Below are 15,897 nucleotides of genomic sequence, written 5' to 3' on the forward strand. Positions count from 1 at the left end.
CTTAAATAGATTTATTTAAACTCAATAAATGGTCCCGGGAGTGCAATCTGACTACCACCGGTTCTCCGCCCGGCGGCGTCCAGGCCAGTTCCAGGTCCGGGCAGACGGCCCTGATGGAGGCCTCTTCGGAGGACAGGAAAACCAGGTCACCCTTGGCCCCGGCCGTGATGGGCCGCAGTCTGATCCGGTCCGTCAGGCCGACCATTTCGTTGTGATGAGCGATAATCACAGTGAAGGGGCCGTTCATCAAAAGGGGCGCATAGGTCATGCGCAAGGCGGTATAAAGCTCTCGCTGGTCTTTGTCCATGCGCTCGATGGTCTCCCACATGGGCGGGGCGAATATCCTGGCGACCAGTTCAATAGGCAGCTTTTGTCTTCTTAATAATAAATCGACGGCGTAGGCCAGCACCTCGGTGTCGGTATGCAGTGTGCAGTAATAATTAAACATTTCCAGGTATCTCCGGTTGGTGCCGTAGGAAGATATTTCACCGTTGTGCACCACGGTCCAGTCCAGGATGTTGAACGGGTGGGCGCCTCCCCACCAGCCCGGCGTATTGGTGGGAAACCGGCTGTGCACCGTCCATATATAACCCTGATATAGTTTGTCCAGCATGAAGTAATCAGCGATTTCTTCCGGGAACCCGACGCCTTTAAATACGCCCACGTCTTTGCCGGAGGAGAACACATAGGCATCTTCCACACAGGTGTTCAGGTACATTACCTTGTTTACCACATACTCATCATCGGTAACCGTCTGGTCTTCGCTCTTTTTTTGCGGGGCCACAAAGTAGCGCCAGACAATGGGCGGAAAAAAGACGTTAATTTCGGGGTTGGTGGGGATCTCCTCATCGTAAACCACGTAAAAGTGTTCTTTTAAAAACGCTTCCACTTCATGCTTGGCCCTTAAATTCTGGTTCTGGAACATTATGTGCAAGGCGTAGTAGTCCTTGTATTCAGGGTAGAGGCCGTATATGGCGAAACCGCCGCCCAGACCGCTGCCCCGGACTTTCATGTTTTTAATGGCGTTTATGGCCATTTCCCCGCCAAACCGCCGGCCGCTGATATTCATTACTCCGAAAAGGCCGCAGGCGTCCATATCCTTTTCGGGTACCATTCTTTCGCTCGGGAAATATTTTTGTACTAGCATTTATACCACTCCCAGAATCACTTCGTTTTCTAATAGCTGCCACCGCATATCATCCGGCAGGTTGCTGTACCCGAAACTTGTACTGAGAAGTTCCTGCCGGAAACCGCGCACGTCGATTTCCCTGCGCATCAGGTTGAGGAATATGCCGGCCCGGGCAATTTGGCCGGCCAGCACAAATCCTTTTATCCGGCCGTCCCGGTTTAGCACAAATTTGCGGTAGGTTTTCTGTTGTTCATCAACGGCAGCAATAATTTCCCAGTCGCCGCCGCCGGAGCCGGTGATGTTCAGGCCGGCGTTGATCAGGTTGAGATCGAAAAAGTGCATGGCGTTCATGCTGGTGCCCCAGGTATACTCCCTTTCCAGGCCGGCCATGTTGAAAGCCGCTATCCGGCCGCCCCGGTATGCGTTGGGCCACAGGGGCAGGGGATGGGTTTCACCCGTAACGAAGTTATAGGTGGAGGCGCAGTCCCCGCAGGCGTAAACGTCCGGCGCCGAAGTCTGCATGTTCCGGTTTACCACAATGCCCCGGTTGATTTTGATGTCCGTTCCTTCCGCCAGTTCCACCCGGGGGGTAACCCCTACGCCCACAATTAAAATATCGCAGGGAATGGTCCGGCCATCACGCAGGGTAATGTTTTCCACCCGGTCAGCACCGTGAATTTTCTCGATGGTGTTTCGGGTATTGATTTCCACTCCGGCCTCCTGGAATGTTTTCTCCACCAAGGCCGAGGCCGTTTCGTCGATTACCGGCGCCAGAAGCCTGTCGGCCAGTTCCAGCACATGTACCTGCAGGCCTTTTCTATGCAGTACTTCTGCCGCCATTAAACCGATGACCCCGCCGCCCAGGATTACTGCGTTCTTGGCTGCAGGCAGCGTTTCTTCGATACCCAGGGCGTCATCCAGGCTGTGGAAACTGAAGACATTCTTTTTATCCAATCCCGGGATGGGCGGGAAAATTGGCCTGCCTCCGGTGGCCAGAAGCAGTTTGCCGTAACCCACCAGCCGGCCGTCGGCCAGTTCGACCCGCTTTAGGGCGGTGTCCAGCTTGACCGCTTTATCTTCCAGTAAGTCAACTGCTGCTCGCTTATAAAAGTCCGCTGGCCGATAATACATTTTCTCCCCGGCAATTTTCCCGTCCAGGTAATAAGGAACCAGGGCCCGGGAATAAATATGGCGGTTTTCCTCGGCTATGACGGCTATGCTGCCTGATTTATCCACGCATCTCAAACCTTCAATGCAACCCGCGGCGCCCGCGGAGTTGCCTACAATTACGTAATCATAAGCACGCATCGTATCTCCTCCGTTTATTCTTCTGGCACATAGACCAGCGCTTCGTTGGGGCAGTGGCTGACGCAGTATAGTTCATCCAGCCCCGCGCACAGGTCGCACTTGAACACTTCCCGCCGCTTTGGGTCAACAACTATGCTGCCGTAGGGGCAGGTCAGCACGCAACTGTAGCAACCCACGCATTTTTCCCGGTCGTGTACCACCCGGCCGCTGGCCGGGTCTTTGAAAAGGGCGCCGCCGATACAGGCGGCTACGCAATCCGGTTCCGCGCAGTGCCGGCACTGGATGGCGAAGGTAAGCGGCAATTTCTCTTCCACTGTTACCCGGGGAAATGGCTTTTTTTCTTCGTATAAAAATGTTTTGATAATGTTCCGGGACCTGGAATGGGCCACGGAGCACCAGATTTCGCACAGGCGGCATCCGATGCAAACTTCCGGTTTGGCGACAACTCTTCCCATGCTATATCTTCCTCCCATAAAAGTGTAAAAAAAATTCCAGGTAAGCAAAATATAAAGGCCCGCAAAGCATACTCAAGTAAAAAATACGCACTGCTGCCTTACGGGCCTCATTGCCCTTGCGTGGCCGGCGCTTCCTTGGGCCGGCGCTGCAACCCGCCGTTGGGTTTGGCTATAAGATTATCCGGGACAAATAAAAACGCCCCACCAGACCTGCCTGACGGAGGTCTGAATGGGACGCCGTTGCCCACTAATTATTTATTCATGCATTTATTATATTAGTTTACCGGCAAAATGCAATATTTTTTGGCAAGAAAATATTGTATACATATATTTTTTTACTCCGCAGCCAGGTCCAGGATCCGGGCCAGGGTCTTATCCCGCCTGGCGTTGATGGCGTCGAAGTCCATATACGGGGCATAATATTTTTCCATTTCATCATGTTCTGCCTTGGCTTGACGGATGAAAGAGATGGCCTGTTTCATGCACTCCCGGTACATTTTGCGGGCGGTGGTTTTTTCCGCCAGGTACTTTTCATTGATTATGGGGTTGACGCATTCCATGGTGTCAATAACCGTGTCCCCGGCCCGAGGGCGGAAATCGTGCGGTTCTACGGAATTGACAATGGCTGCGTCGAGGCCCGGTATTACCAGGTGATCAATTAACTCGGGTTCCAGGGCGCAGTGATATGCTTCCACGTCGAAACCCCGCATCATGGCCGCTTCCATCAGGCGGCGTACCAGGGTGTTTTTGCCGGTGCCGTCGTCTCCTTCAATAATATAGCGTTTGCCGATGTGGTCAACTATGGTGCCCAAATGGCTGACCGGGCCGTCCGGTGTGATGGCGGTGGCAAACAAATGCCGCTCCCTGGGATTGTCAGTTTGGCGCTCCCGGCCCTCGAAAATTTCGTGCGTCAGTTCCAGCACCTTGCGGTCAAAACTGCCTACATGAAAGGCGCCTGTGCCGGAGTAATAAAACTTTACTTCACCCAAAAAGATTTTGGCTGCCGCCAGGTAGGCATAAGCCCGGTTGAAAAGTCTGCCGACCTCCTTGTTGCAGGCTAAAATTTCTTTTTTGTTGGCGCGCAGCCCCTGTTCGTTCCAGTGGTCGCCGAGATGGATGATCTCATCGACCGCCCCCGGATTTTTGGGATCTACAACGTGGGGCGCCGTGCCGTCCAGCATGGCTACCTTAATGGCCGGGATGACTACTCCGTCCAGCGACCCGTTATCCGAGGAGCAGCAATGAAATTCCACATCATAGCCCCGTTCCAACAAGGCCTCGCCTATTTTACGCATAAAAGTAGATTTCCCCACGCCAGGACCGCCTTTGATGACAAAAATGCGGGCCGCTTCCTGCTGATCGATAATGTAGTCGTAAAAAGAATAAAAGCCCAGGCTGGTGTTACCACCGGGAAAAACTTTTTTCAGCCTTCCCTTGGACAAAATAAATACCCCCTTGTCATTTAACACTCATGGCGCCGTTGCCAGGAGATTTTCCGGTGGACTACCGGGTTGTTTTTATTATATGCAAGGGGATTGTCAAATGACCGGGGCTGCGGGTCAAAGGCGGTGCCAGATTGTGGATTAAAACAGGGTATTCTTCGCTATATATACCAGTTTGTCGCCGTTACGTATAACGGTATCCGGCGCCGGGTTTGTATATAATTCATTGTCGCGGTAGATGCCCAGCAGAATGGCGCCTTTTTCCTGCATTTTAACCAGCGCTGCGCTAAATTCAACATTTACCAAGTAGTCCGGAACAGCACCTGAATAAAGCTCATTACCGAATCGGTTGGTTATCAGTTCACGCAGCATCTGAGTCAACCCGTTATAGATGCTGGACCGGAAAATCAGTTGACCGGATATTTCGCCGGTGCAAATAATTTCGTTTGCTCCGGCCCGGCGGAAGTGTTCAATGTTTTCCGGGTTCAGGGATTCCGCTATTATTTTACAGGAAGGATTCATATGCCGCACGGCCAGTGTGGTTAGTACGGAATGGGCGTCGGCAAGCCTTTCGTCCATTGCACTGTCCGCCAGCACGATCACTGTGGACGCCTTTTGTACGTTTGCTTTTTCAATAACGGATTCTTTGGTGCTATCACCCCGAATAAAGTGAACACCGGTTGTTTCCTTGACCGGGTTCTCCTCCCGGTTGGCAATCAGCACTATTTTACAATTCTTAATCTCGTTTTTTAACTCTTTACAGATATTTTCCACTTTGTAGCTATAGTCACAAATAATAAAATGATCAGAAAAACTTACTTTCATTTCACCCCGCTCCCTTCTGATTAAGTCCTCCAGCAGCGAACCGGCAATATAGCCGAAAGAGCCGATGCCGCCGAACATGACCGCCAGGGCCACCAGTCTGCCGCCGGTGGTGATGGGAAATTTGTCACCGTAACCCACGGTAGTAATGGTTACGATGCTCCACCACAGGCCGTCTCCCAGGCCGGCAAATTGTTCATTAACGTCTTTTTCCAAAAAATATATCAGCAACGCTCCGCCTACGATCAGGGTTAATAAAAACATCAGCACCAGTTTGTAGTTGGCATGGGCTTGATAGATGATTTTAAGTTTCCGTAAAAAATTAATAATTAAATGCATGATTCAAACCTGCCTTATTTATCCGATTAATAGTTACGCCAGGCTTTTTCGTACATGGGGATCAATACGGGTTTCAAAAGCGTATTAATAGCTTCGGGTTTCAGTTGTTCATCGCGTCCGAATTGAAACAGCCCCGGGATTACTTCGTTATTTAGGTACCTGGTGGGTTCCTCTATTTTAATTTTACTCACGTCAATGGGGTAGTCGGCGGCCAGGGTGAAGCCCCAGTCTCCAAAGGAGGGTACGTCGACGTGATAAGGCCTGACTTCCAGCCCCGTGGCGGCCACCGTATGGACTATGGTCCAAAAAACCTCGGGAGCGAACAGCGGGCTGGTGGACTGGACCGCCGTAATGCCCCCCGGCGCCAGGTGGTTTTTAACAAGGTTGTAAAACTCCAGGGTGTAAAGCTTGTTCAAGCTTTCATCATTGGGATCGGGTAGATCCGCTATAATGACGTCATATTTTAGGTTGTCCTGTTCCATGAATTTATAGGCATCTTGGTTGATGACTTTAACTCGCGGGTTATCAAGGGAGCCTTGATTCAGCTTCTTTATTTCCGGATAAGTGCGGCAAAAATCAACCATTTTCGGGTCCAGATCCACCAGAGTAATTTGTTTTACTTCTTCATATTTCAGTAGTTCCCGGGCGGCCAGGCCGTCGCCTCCGCCCAGTATGAGTACATTATCGTGACGAACGGCCAGGTTCATGGGTATATGAACCAGCGCTTCGTGGTAGCGGTATTCGTCCCATGATGAAAATTGCAAGTTGCCGTTGATATATAATCTCAGGTCGTCGCTGTTTTTGGTGACGATTATTTTTTGGTAAGGAGTTTCAATTTTTTTCACAATGTGATCCCTGTAAAGTCTTTGCTCCATGCCGAATGCCAGCTGGTCACCCGCCGCGACTCCGCTGAGCAAAACAAAAGCGCTTGCGACCAGGGCGATTTGCAATAACAGGCCGCCCTGCACCTTGTTACGGAAACGGTAAAAAATAAAACAGGCCACAAGCCAGTTCAACAGGCCGATGGCAAAAGCCCCCCGCACATAACCAAGAAAGGGGATAATGATAAAGGGCACCATTAAGCTGCCCAGCAGGCTCCCCACATAATCCCAGGCCAGAATATCGGACGTACCTTCCCGCACCGAACGGAGAATGTCCGTGGCCATGCGCACCAGGATGGGCGCCTCACAGCCGATATTGGCCCCGATTAGTAAAATGATTAAATAGGCCAAGGGTTGGTACCAGCTGGTATAGGCATAAAAAATAAACAGCAGCAGTATGCAGGAACCGCCTGTTAAAGCGATGGTGAGCTGGATAATGATAAACCTGGTGTACAGGTACAGGCCGTCAATGTAACGGGACAGGTACGAGCCGATACCCATGCCGCTCAGGAAAAGGCCGATGGTTATGGAATACTGCATCACGGCATTGCCCAGCAAGTAGCTCATGTTGGCCGCCAGCATCAGTTGAAATATAATGCCGGAAACCGAAACGACAGCCGATACCATGTTTAGTTCTCTGGTACTGTATATTTTGCTTTTTTGTTCCGCGGCCGGCATGATCATCCACCTTCTGTTTTGGGAAAAAATAGTGTGTTTTCGTGCGGCAGTCTTGCTTTACGCCGGTGCATCTACGCGCCGGCGATCAATAAAAAAGCTATTTGCTGGCCAACCAGTAAATAGCCTTTTTAGTGGATCTTTTTTAACTGATGGCGCCGGAGATGATGTAGCCGATCATCACAAAAATACCGAATACAAACCAGGCCGCCCCCTGGTTATGGTCGTCAATGGCCTTGTTTAAATTCCAGCCCGGTATCAACAAGTTGATCGAGTGGTAACAGATAATGTTCAGTACAATGCCGATACAGGCGTAAATGCCTGCATTCAATAATGTATCGGAATATATCATGGCCCCGTGAATGATTAAGCCGGTGGAGAAAAGCAAACCGGCCATTACAATACCGGCGGCCGGGTTTTTTTCCGCCAGCTCGGCGCGCAAATTGTATGAAGGGGTGGACAGGTCAAATAATACCAAACCCACCCAGCCGATTACAAACCCAAACAACGCCCAGTATACTGTAGCCACCACAGGTTGTTGCAAAAATTCCATGCCCTTGCTCCCCCTTTATTATTTACCCACAGCCGAACCGCCGCCGCGGATGGTGTCTCCTATGCGGATGCTTTTACCGGAGGAACTGGAGTACCCGCTGCCGCCTGAATAACCGCTGGTTCGGGGCTTGTATTTATGTTCCCAGGCATCGAACATTTCATCGATGACTTCCGCCATCACCATCCCCATGGCAAAATCACCCAGGTCAAAATGGTCCCGGCTGTAATTGCCAGCCATGTACTCCTTGGATGCCACTTCCACCAGCGAATTACCGGATTTATCCGGGTCGGTGGTAATGTCAACGACAGTATCAGGGTACAGTAAGATCATTCTCTTTTCACTGACGTCTGATTGTTGTTCCGGCGCTTGTGCCTTGGCCAGTTCCTCCGCCACGTCCGGCACCGGTTTGGGTACCCGGTATACCCTGGCAAAATCATTTTCCTGCAATTTGCTGGTTTTTACGTCAACGAGCTCATAATCTTTAAGCACATCTTCCGGGGATTTGCCCCCGCAGGCGGTTAACGTAAAAAGCAGCAGTAATATAAGAACCGGAATGGCTTTTTTCATGGCATCACCTTAGTAACATCACGATTAGCATCAATGGTTTTGGTACGAATCATTCTTTATCCTTGTTTAATCTGGCCTTTAAGCGGGCCAGTTCATCATCAATGTTGCTGGAGCTACCGCCCAGTTCAGCCAGTTCGTCGTCCAGGCTCTTGGTTTTGCCACGCAACTCCAGGCCGGCTGCCGCTTCGGCTTCGGATTGCAGCACTTTCTCTTCCATGCGCTCAAATCCCTTGCGGGCGGTGTTCTTCCCGAAGCCGGACATTACTTTATTAATGTCTTTTTGGGCTTTGGCCGCCTCCGCCCTGGCTACCAAGGTAGCTTTCCTGGCTTTCATTTTTTCCAGTTCTTCTTTCATTTCCTGCAACTGTCTTTTTAAAACATCGGCAGTTTCCCGGGCCTGCTCGAACTGCCCCTTGTAATCGGCTGCTTTACCGGCGTGAATCTTCTTGTCTTCCAAGGCCTTTCTGGCCAAATCCTCGCGGTTTTGTTCCAGGGCCTGCAGGGCCTGGGCCTCCCTTTTTTCCGCCATGGCCTGGGCGTCTTTATAAGAAGATTCGAAACGCTTGACAATGGCTATCTGCTTGGCCACGGCCACCTCGGCGTCGGCAATATCGTCTTCCATATCGCGCAGGTATTGCTCCAGCATTTTTACCGGGTCTTCAGCTTTGTCCAGTAACGAGTTGATGTTGGCCCGGATATTGTCACCGATTCTCTTAAATAAACTCATTCGCTATCCCTCCTGATTTGGTGATTGTAACAACCTCTACTCTAGTTATGACTGCCCGCCATTATGGAAAGTTCCCGGGGATGAATATAATAACCGAAACTTACCTCCAAATCGCCGCCCCACATTTCCACCGATAAGGCGTAGTCTTCCGATTCGTCCTCATATTCCCAGTAGCTGATGCGCTGGCCCGCAACGGCTCCGGCCTGCCCCTCCACCGCCACTATGGTGGCGGAGCCGGCTTCATCCAGGTAAAACACTTTATCCCTATAGGTAATTTTACGCGGGGGTTTGTCTCCCAGGTCCAACTTAACCGGCTTATAAATTCCCGCTTCCAGCGCGTCGTCCTGCTCCACTCCCAACCAAACGCGCTCACCATCACCTTCAAGCTGGTAGGCAGTCCATGTGTATCCGCTATCTTCGTATTTAATCAATCCCACGACTGTATAATCAATTAAATCGTAGGAAACGATATCTCCCACCCGCATGTTCAACAAATGCCGTTTCTCTACTTTGTTTCCCGCTTTGCCAGGCTTGCGGCCAAATATTTTATCAAATATACCCATAAAATCTCCCCGTTCGTTATTTTTTTAAATTCATGGTGTTGCATTTTTGAACAGGTTATTTATTTTATTTTATTTTATAATTTATAGTGGTCTATTGCAATTGCTATAGATTATGAATAAATTTTCTATCAGTCGCCCCTTTACCCGTACCCAATAAAAAACCGCCTTTGCACTTGATAAAGCATTGTATGGTGGTGGTCAGGCGGAATAAGGTCAGTGACAATTGCATTTTAATTCGGGTGGCAGTGAAATGCCTTTTTGCGCCAGGAAATCCTCGGCCCGGTGACTCAGATAATGCACTAATTCCTGGTTTTCTGCGTCAGTTAAAAATACTGCGTTGGATAAAAAAGAACCGTTTTTTAAATTCAAAATCCCGAAATATTCTTTATCTGCCAGCTGAAAATGTATTTTCAGCTCGAACTTCTCCCCGTCCATTAGTCCTATTTCTTTAATTACCGGTGTTGGCATGTTTTTTATGGTATCTCCGTTACTTGAAAATAATATTAGACAAAAAATAAATAACGATTACCAGTACAATCAGCCATAAAACAATAATCAATCCCGCGCCAGTCAGGCCGGCGCGAGTTGTTTCCAGGCGACGGCGGGCCTGAATCCTGTAATCGTCCAGTATTTCTGCAGGAATCATTCTCATGGCCAAGCTAATCCCCAGGGGGACCAGCACCAGATCGTCCAGATAGCCCAGCACGGGAATGAAATCCGGTATCAAATCCACCGGGCTGAAAGCATAGGCCACCACCAGGGCGGCCAAAAGCTTGGCATGCCGGGGTACCCGGGGGTCCCGGTAGGCCAGGTATAATATGTGGAGCTCAGTTTTTAAGTTTTTGGCGCGCCTGAACCAGCGCCTGATCATTCCCAATCGGTGCGCCAACCTCCCGCTTACTTTTCCAATAACTTTTCATAAAGCTCCGGACGCCTGCATTCAAGGTAAAAGCTATGCCGCATGGAGCGTGATTCCCGGCGTCGAATGGTATTCAACACAGCCGGGTCCAGATCCACCACCAATAATTCTTCCCGGTTGTTGAACGCTTCCGCCACGATGTTGCCCCGGGGGTCGATAACCAGCGCGCCGCCGCAGAAACTGTGCCCGGTGCCGTCCTCTCCGATTAAATTACAGGCGGCCAGGAACACGGCATTGTCGTAGGCCCGGGCGGTCATGTATTTCAACCATATCCCCCGGCGATCCCCTACAATGGAGGGCGAGGCGTGCGGGGCAAAAATAATTTCCCCTCCGTTCAGGGATAATATGGTGGTTACTTCGGGAAAATGCAGATCCCAGCAAATTTCAACACCGAATTGTGCCTTGTGGAAATGAAAAACCGGCAGTTCCGAACCTGGTGAGAAATAAGGCTTTTCACTGTTGCCCAGGTGCGTCTTCCGGTAAACGTAATATTTGCCGTCCGGGTAGGCGACCAGATGCGTGATATACGGTTTGCCGCTTGCTGACGCTTCTGCCAGCCCGGCCAGTACTACAATATTAAACCTGCGGGCCATATCGACTATGTGTTCGGAAGCGGGCCCGGGGACGGGTTGGGCAGTGGCGGCTGACTTGTCCCGGCTGTAACCCTGGACGCACAGTTCGGGAAAACAAATGATTTCCGCCTGTTTGCCGGCCGCTTGCCGGGTAAAATACTCCATTTTACGCAAGTTATTCTCCGTTTGAGCAAAACGGGCATTCATCTGTACCAGAGCGATACGTGTATCCTTCATATTTTTACCCCTGCTGACGGATTAAATTTGACAGGTCATTATATCTTTTATATTAACATAGGTTTAGCCGTTAATGCTAATCCAAAGTGCCCCCGGGGCTGCGCGTACTTTATCAGATCAATAGTTTTGCGCGGCTTTGTAACCGGTGGTTCCTATGGAAGTATTCCTGATTAAGTTAAATAGCTCTTTCCTATCTTTGGGCACGGGGGCGCTGTCCACGATCAGGTTGCTGTTTATTAATTCCCGGTGCACTTCAATCACCCAGGGGGTGGTCAACCCGCAATTATGCAGTAGTTCCGGCCTTATAAACACCTGCTGTGGTGAGCCTTTGCCCACTACGGTGCCGTTTTTAATCAAAAAGACATAATCAGCCCAGCTGTAAGCCAGATCAACATCGTGGGTGGACATGATCAGCGTCTTCCCCTGCTTGCTAAGCCGTTCCAGCAGTTCCAAAATTTTTTGGGCCATTCGAGGGTCCAGGCAAGCCGTAGGCTCATCAAAAATGATTACCTGCGGTTCCATGGCCAGTACGCCGGCGATGGATACCCTTTTTTTTTGGCCATAGCTGAGAAAATGTGTGGGTTTGTTCTGTAAGGTTTCTATTTCAGTTTCCCGCATGGTCTGCCTGGATCTGGCCAGTGCTGTATCCCGGTCCAAGCCGAGATTAAGAGGCCCGAAAGCGACATCTTGTAAAACGCTGGCGGAAAACAACTGGTTGTCGGGATCCTGAAAAACAATCCCCACGTTTTTGCGTAATTCCAGTAGACTATGCTGCCGGTAATGCACTGCCCGGCCCCGAAATAAAATTTGGCCGCGCCCGGGGCGTAAGATACCGTTAAAATGCAAGAAAAGTGTTGATTTACCGGCCCCGTTGGCACCCAGCACGGCTATCTTCCGCCCTTCTTCTATCTGCATGGTCAGGCCGTTTAAAGCTTTGGTGCCGTCGGGATAGGTATATTCAATCTCATATGCCTCGATAATGTATTGACTCATACCAGTCCTCCTGCATATAAGGAACAAAGCAATAGCGCGCTGTCAACGGTAACAATGAGCAATATGTTCCGGGCACACCATTGACGCGGTTCCGATAAATGGTGTAGGTCTCCCGAGTAACAGCGAGAAACCAGTGAATCGTACATGGCCTGGGATTGCCGGTAAGACTTGATAAACATGGATAAAATCAACCGACTTAGAGAATTGAACCCGGTTCGCGTATTTTTGTAACCCAGGCGGGATGACTGGGCGGTGTATATTTGCCTGGTTACTTCCAGTAAAATGAAAATAAAGCGGTAAATGAGGGTCATCAGTTCTATCACCAGGGTAGGCATCCGCATTTTCCTGAGTACATCCGCAATTTCCGTCATGGGGGTGGTCAGGGAAAGAAAATACAGGCAGGATACCGCCCCCAGGGAACGCAGAAAAAGGTTTACCGAGTTATCCAGGCCCTGCCGGGTAATTCCGGCGAAATACTGCCCGGTGTGTATGGCCCAGATAAAGTCCTGCGGCGCACGGGTTACGGAAACCGCCACGGCGGCTACGCCGACTGCTAAAAACGCGCCCGGGAGGAGCAGCAGTTTCAGGTAAAAACGCCAGGGCACTCCGGCCGCAAACACCACCGCCCCGGCCATTAGCAATGTAACGACCAGGGTGGTGAAAGTGGTGGGTAATGCCAGGCATAATGCAACGGTCACCGCAAAGAAAAGAAACTTTTCGCCGGGGTGGACCCCGGCCAGTTTATTATTATAAGCGTAATGATCAATTAATAGCATATCAGTCTTTTTCCGCCTTCTTTTTCCCTTTCTTGTAACCCAGGTAATAACAAATTACCCCTGCTCCCAATGCCCCTTGCAGAGCAAATAAGAGGCTTTCGATTTCTCCGCTGGGAGGTGACCAAATAGAAGAAAACCATGGCTGATAGCCGGGGTTGATATTGGCGATTACTGCCTCAGCCTGGCCGTCGGCCCCCCCGAATTCCGCGCCGCTGACATATACCAGCGGGAACACCGTCAGCGCTATAACAGCCAGGAGCAAAAGGATATTTTTATAAGTGTTCTTTGTTTTCATTTTACCAACGCTCCTTCCCCGGGAATGATGGCCAGTTCTACCAACTCATCCTGGCTGTACGTGTATAACAAGTTGAAAACAAGTACGGTTAAAAGCCCCTCGCTGACAGCCAACGGAATCTGAGTCAAGGCAAAAATGGCGGTAAATTTGCTAAACGAGGCCATTACCCCTCCGACTGCGTCGGGGTGTGCCAGGGCCAATTGCAGCGACGTAATGACATAGGTCATTAAATCACCCAGTGCTGCGGCCAGGAAAACTGCCAGCCACAGCGGAGCCCCGGCCCGTCTGCTAAATTTATACACGCACCATGTGACCAGCGGACCGGCAACGGCCATGGAAAAGGCATTGGCGCCCAGCGTGGTCAGTCCGCCGTGGGCCAGCAGCAGGGCCTGAAATAATAGGACAATGCTGCCCAGTACAGTCATCACCACCGGGCCGAACAAAATGGTACCCAGTCCCACCCCGGTTGGGTGTGAACAACTGCCGGTCACCGATGGCAGCTTGAGGGCGGAAAGGGCAAAGGCAAATGCGCCGGCAAAGGCCAGCAGCATTTTCAGCTTTGGATTCATCCCGACCGTTTTATTAATGGATACCAGTCCCATGGCAAAAAACGGCAGGGTTAACAGGTACCACAAAACGCTCCATTTCAGCGGCAAAAAACCTTCCATGATATGCATGGCGTAAGCCGTGTCGGGAGCCAGCATAGATGCCAGCAATAAGTAAGTAAATAAATAAACAGTTGTTTTTTTAATATTATTGTTCATGTCTGTCCCTCCCATTTTTCTGTAAAGGCAGTTTATTGAGCAAGAGTTTAAGAACTTCTTGCCAGCCGTATTCCCGGTTATGCAGGTTGTGCAAACGCTTGACGATGACCACGGGTATTTTCAAAGATAATGCAGCGTCCACTTTGGTATCCGTGCCGCCGGCTTTACCGCTGTCCTTGGTGACCACCACAGAGGCCCGGTACATTTTAAAAAGCGCTTTATTGATTTGCTTGGAAAAGGGACCCTGCATGGCCACAATATCCCTTGGTTTGATGCCTAAATCCTGGCATTTTTTAATTACCCTGTGTTCCGGCAATACCCTTACCACCAGACGTATATCATGTTTTTTTTGCAAGTTTATAAAATGCTCCAGGTCATTGCTGCCCGTGGTTAAAAAAATGGTTTTACCAAGGGTGACGGCCTTTTCCGCGGCTTCCGCCATGGAATGAACCTGGTGCACCAGTTCGCTGGAAGCTATGCTGGTTTCTTCCCGGCCGACCCGCAGGTAAATGATGTTCTGTTCTGAGCACGTTTTGATCAGAGATTCTTCATCTTGACGGTTAAAGGGATGCCTGGCATCAACTACGACACGTATACCCAGGTCCTTTATCAATGTGTCGACATCGGCGGGCAACCCGTCACCGACCAGGGCGGCGCCGTCTTCCACGGCCAGTTCCCGGCCATAACTGGTGGAAGCTATAACTGATACCGGGTAACTTTTTTGTATCAAAGCGCGGGTAATTTTTCTGCCGTCTCCGGTACCGGATAAAATTAAAACCAACTGTTAATCACCTCTGTTACGCAAAAAGCCCCCTGGTCAATCGGGGGCTTAAAATTATTAATCCGGCCGCAAGCAAACCAATGTTCAACCACCCCCCAATGAAACATTAGCGGTGCGCTTGAACAGGCCCGGTTTGCTGGTTTTAGGTTTGCGGCCCCAAGTTATGTTTGGGATACCATTCCTGCACAGCTAGTAAAACCGCATTTAAGCCATCAACTTCTCGAGCGATGGCACCTGCTCGTGTATTTAATTAATGGTTTGAGAACTATGTATTAAAAATTAAAAAGCCTTAGCTCCCTTGGAAAGCTAAGGCATACCTTTTCCAGCCGTTTTGGCGGTCATAAAGGCACCCACACCAACCCTCTCCCTGGGAGGCTATTGTGTGTAAGCCCGGGTAGGTCTCCTGACTCATGGTTTAACGTCCGCTCTCCGCCTTCCCGGCTGCGTTAGCCAGTGGCATATGGAAAGGGACATACCATTCACAGTGGCCGGACCGTCCAGGATTTGCACCTGGTTCCCTGTTATCCCCAAAGCATCTGCTTCGGGGCACCCGGGGGAATAATTTACATTTTTCATATTTAGCAAAATATTATCATATTTTTACTAGGCTGTCCAGGGTTTACCCTTTTTTATGTAATGATCTATATCGTACCTATTAACATTATACTAAAAAAGTCTTCAATATCTTTAAGAATTTATGATCTATCATTTTCTTGTATTTCCTTGCCGGAATCCTGTTTATTCATATTATTAACTCAACTTTCGCAGTAACAAGCAGCCAGTCGTTCCTTGAAAAACGAGGGTAAATTGCTGATCAAGTAGTCGATCAGCTTGCGGATCTCCGCCTCCGCCAGTTGCAGCTGCTCTTGTAAAAACCGCTCCATCAGGGAGAAAATCCTCTGCAGCGCATCTACCAGACTGATATCCTGCAACTCGTCGCAGCAGATGTAGAAGAGGTTGCCGATGGTTCTCGGGTCTTCGCCGTTTCGGCTCTCCAGAGCCAGCATGATGTATCGGATGAACACGATGGTAGTGTGCGCCACCATGGAATCGTAGGAACGTCCCTGAAACTCTTTGGCCAGCCTGAGATAGGACTTGG

At 50.1% G+C, this 15,897-nt stretch carries 18 protein-coding genes, 1 pseudogene and 1 riboswitch; all 19 genes and pseudogenes read right to left on the reverse strand.

All coding sequences use genetic code 11. From position 1 onward, the window contains the following. Position 1: 1 nt before the first annotated feature. Positions 2 to 1,147 carry a class II glutamine amidotransferase gene (locus BM299_RS09995; RefSeq protein ID WP_092483567.1) on the reverse strand — a complete coding sequence of 382 codons (1,146 nt, stop codon included), beginning with the start codon at positions 1,145 to 1,147 and terminating at the stop codon, positions 2 to 4. Then, positions 1,148 to 2,437, reverse strand: coding sequence for an NAD(P)/FAD-dependent oxidoreductase (locus BM299_RS10000; protein ID WP_092483569.1), 1,290 nt, complete (start codon positions 2,435 to 2,437; stop codon positions 1,148 to 1,150). A 14-nt stretch (positions 2,438 to 2,451) separates the two neighbouring features. Beyond that, complete coding sequence (locus BM299_RS10005) at positions 2,452 to 2,892, reverse strand: 4Fe-4S dicluster domain-containing protein (protein WP_092483571.1); 441 nt, start codon at positions 2,890 to 2,892, stop codon at positions 2,452 to 2,454. 335 nt (positions 2,893 to 3,227) lie between these two features. Then, positions 3,228 to 4,334, reverse strand: coding sequence for a PRK06851 family protein (locus BM299_RS10010; protein WP_092483573.1), 1,107 nt, complete (start codon positions 4,332 to 4,334; stop codon positions 3,228 to 3,230). A 141-nt stretch (positions 4,335 to 4,475) separates the two neighbouring features. Continuing rightward, positions 4,476 to 5,495 carry a potassium channel family protein gene (locus tag BM299_RS10015; RefSeq protein WP_092483575.1) on the reverse strand — a complete coding sequence of 340 codons (1,020 nt, stop codon included), beginning with the start codon at positions 5,493 to 5,495 and terminating at the stop codon, positions 4,476 to 4,478. 26 nt (positions 5,496 to 5,521) lie between these two features. Continuing rightward, positions 5,522 to 7,054, reverse strand: coding sequence for a polyamine aminopropyltransferase (locus tag BM299_RS10020; RefSeq protein ID WP_165608262.1), 1,533 nt, complete (start codon positions 7,052 to 7,054; stop codon positions 5,522 to 5,524). Between the two features lie 142 nt (positions 7,055 to 7,196). Continuing rightward, positions 7,197 to 7,604 (reverse strand): DUF350 domain-containing protein, encoded by a 408-nt coding sequence (locus tag BM299_RS10025; RefSeq protein WP_092483579.1) that lies wholly within the window; start codon positions 7,602 to 7,604, stop codon positions 7,197 to 7,199. 18 nt (positions 7,605 to 7,622) lie between these two features. Beyond that, positions 7,623 to 8,171, reverse strand: coding sequence for a DUF4247 domain-containing protein (locus BM299_RS10030; protein ID WP_092483581.1), 549 nt, complete (start codon positions 8,169 to 8,171; stop codon positions 7,623 to 7,625). A gap of 49 nt (positions 8,172 to 8,220) precedes the next feature. Beyond that, a complete protein-coding gene (locus BM299_RS10035; protein ID WP_092483583.1) occupies positions 8,221 to 8,898 on the reverse strand; it encodes a PspA/IM30 family protein in 678 nt (225 codons plus the stop codon). Positions 8,899 to 8,939: 41 nt separating this feature from the next. Then, positions 8,940 to 9,461 carry a DUF4178 domain-containing protein gene (locus tag BM299_RS10040; RefSeq protein WP_092483585.1) on the reverse strand — a complete coding sequence of 174 codons (522 nt, stop codon included), beginning with the start codon at positions 9,459 to 9,461 and terminating at the stop codon, positions 8,940 to 8,942. 213 nt (positions 9,462 to 9,674) lie between these two features. Further along, complete coding sequence (locus tag BM299_RS10045; RefSeq protein ID WP_092483587.1) at positions 9,675 to 9,929, reverse strand: hypothetical protein; 255 nt, start codon at positions 9,927 to 9,929, stop codon at positions 9,675 to 9,677. A 19-nt stretch (positions 9,930 to 9,948) separates the two neighbouring features. Then, complete coding sequence (locus tag BM299_RS10050; protein ID WP_092483606.1) at positions 9,949 to 10,332, reverse strand: YkvA family protein; 384 nt, start codon at positions 10,330 to 10,332, stop codon at positions 9,949 to 9,951. A 26-nt stretch (positions 10,333 to 10,358) separates the two neighbouring features. Further along, complete coding sequence (locus BM299_RS10055) at positions 10,359 to 11,189, reverse strand: nitrilase family protein (protein WP_092483589.1); 831 nt, start codon at positions 11,187 to 11,189, stop codon at positions 10,359 to 10,361. 117 nt (positions 11,190 to 11,306) lie between these two features. Continuing rightward, positions 11,307 to 12,182 carry an energy-coupling factor ABC transporter ATP-binding protein gene (locus BM299_RS10060; protein WP_092483591.1) on the reverse strand — a complete coding sequence of 292 codons (876 nt, stop codon included), beginning with the start codon at positions 12,180 to 12,182 and terminating at the stop codon, positions 11,307 to 11,309. Next, positions 12,179 to 12,958, reverse strand: coding sequence for a cobalt ECF transporter T component CbiQ (gene cbiQ / locus BM299_RS10065; RefSeq protein ID WP_092483593.1), 780 nt, complete (start codon positions 12,956 to 12,958; stop codon positions 12,179 to 12,181). Before cbiQ ends, BM299_RS10060 begins: the two co-directional genes overlap by 4 nt. 1 nt (position 12,959) lies before the next feature. Next, positions 12,960 to 13,253 carry an energy-coupling factor ABC transporter substrate-binding protein gene (locus BM299_RS10070; protein ID WP_092483595.1) on the reverse strand — a complete coding sequence of 98 codons (294 nt, stop codon included), beginning with the start codon at positions 13,251 to 13,253 and terminating at the stop codon, positions 12,960 to 12,962. Continuing rightward, positions 13,250 to 14,017 carry an energy-coupling factor ABC transporter permease gene (locus BM299_RS10075; RefSeq protein ID WP_092483597.1) on the reverse strand — a complete coding sequence of 256 codons (768 nt, stop codon included), beginning with the start codon at positions 14,015 to 14,017 and terminating at the stop codon, positions 13,250 to 13,252. The genes BM299_RS10070 and BM299_RS10075 overlap by 4 nt, the downstream gene beginning before the upstream one ends. Continuing rightward, positions 14,007 to 14,798 (reverse strand): precorrin-6A reductase, encoded by a 792-nt coding sequence (gene cobK, locus BM299_RS10080; protein WP_245779722.1) that lies wholly within the window; start codon positions 14,796 to 14,798, stop codon positions 14,007 to 14,009. The genes BM299_RS10075 and cobK overlap by 11 nt, the downstream gene beginning before the upstream one ends. A 376-nt stretch (positions 14,799 to 15,174) precedes the next feature. Beyond that, positions 15,175 to 15,367: riboswitch (cobalamin riboswitch) on the reverse strand. 186 nt (positions 15,368 to 15,553) lie between these two features. Continuing rightward, positions 15,554 to 15,897 (reverse strand): annotated as a pseudogene (locus BM299_RS19315) (IS4 family transposase); the annotation flags it as partial.

This window comes from Desulfoscipio geothermicus DSM 3669, assembly GCF_900115975.1.
GTDB classification, from domain to species: Bacteria; Bacillota; Desulfotomaculia; order Desulfotomaculales; family Desulfallaceae; genus Desulfoscipio; species Desulfoscipio geothermicus.

Excerpts from the sequence above, each read along its gene's own strand:
- BM299_RS09995 (WP_092483567.1), bottom strand. The coding sequence starts at position 1,147 with ATGCTAGTACAAAAATATTTCCCGAGCGAAAGAATGGTACCCGAAAAG.
- BM299_RS10000 (WP_092483569.1), bottom strand. The coding sequence starts at position 2,437 with ATGCGTGCTTATGATTACGTAATTGTAGGCAACTCCGCGGGCGCCGCG.
- BM299_RS10005 (WP_092483571.1), bottom strand. The coding sequence starts at position 2,892 with ATGGGAAGAGTTGTCGCCAAACCGGAAGTTTGCATCGGATGCCGCCTG.
- BM299_RS10015 (WP_092483575.1), bottom strand. The coding sequence starts at position 5,495 with ATGCATTTAATTATTAATTTTTTACGGAAACTTAAAATCATCTATCAA.
- BM299_RS10020 (WP_165608262.1), bottom strand. The coding sequence starts at position 7,054 with ATGCCGGCCGCGGAACAAAAAAGCAAAATATACAGTACCAGAGAACTA.
- BM299_RS10025 (WP_092483579.1), bottom strand. The coding sequence starts at position 7,604 with ATGGAATTTTTGCAACAACCTGTGGTGGCTACAGTATACTGGGCGTTG.
- BM299_RS10030 (WP_092483581.1), bottom strand. The coding sequence starts at position 8,171 with ATGAAAAAAGCCATTCCGGTTCTTATATTACTGCTGCTTTTTACGTTA.
- BM299_RS10035 (WP_092483583.1), bottom strand. The coding sequence starts at position 8,898 with ATGAGTTTATTTAAGAGAATCGGTGACAATATCCGGGCCAACATCAAC.
- BM299_RS10040 (WP_092483585.1), bottom strand. The coding sequence starts at position 9,461 with ATGGGTATATTTGATAAAATATTTGGCCGCAAGCCTGGCAAAGCGGGA.
- BM299_RS10045 (WP_092483587.1), bottom strand. The coding sequence starts at position 9,929 with ATGCCAACACCGGTAATTAAAGAAATAGGACTAATGGACGGGGAGAAG.
- BM299_RS10050 (WP_092483606.1), bottom strand. The coding sequence starts at position 10,332 with ATGATCAGGCGCTGGTTCAGGCGCGCCAAAAACTTAAAAACTGAGCTC.
- BM299_RS10055 (WP_092483589.1), bottom strand. The coding sequence starts at position 11,189 with ATGAAGGATACACGTATCGCTCTGGTACAGATGAATGCCCGTTTTGCT.
- BM299_RS10060 (WP_092483591.1), bottom strand. The coding sequence starts at position 12,182 with ATGAGTCAATACATTATCGAGGCATATGAGATTGAATATACCTATCCC.
- cbiQ (WP_092483593.1), bottom strand. The coding sequence starts at position 12,958 with ATGCTATTAATTGATCATTACGCTTATAATAATAAACTGGCCGGGGTC.
- BM299_RS10070 (WP_092483595.1), bottom strand. The coding sequence starts at position 13,253 with ATGAAAACAAAGAACACTTATAAAAATATCCTTTTGCTCCTGGCTGTT.
- BM299_RS10075 (WP_092483597.1), bottom strand. The coding sequence starts at position 14,017 with ATGAACAATAATATTAAAAAAACAACTGTTTATTTATTTACTTACTTA.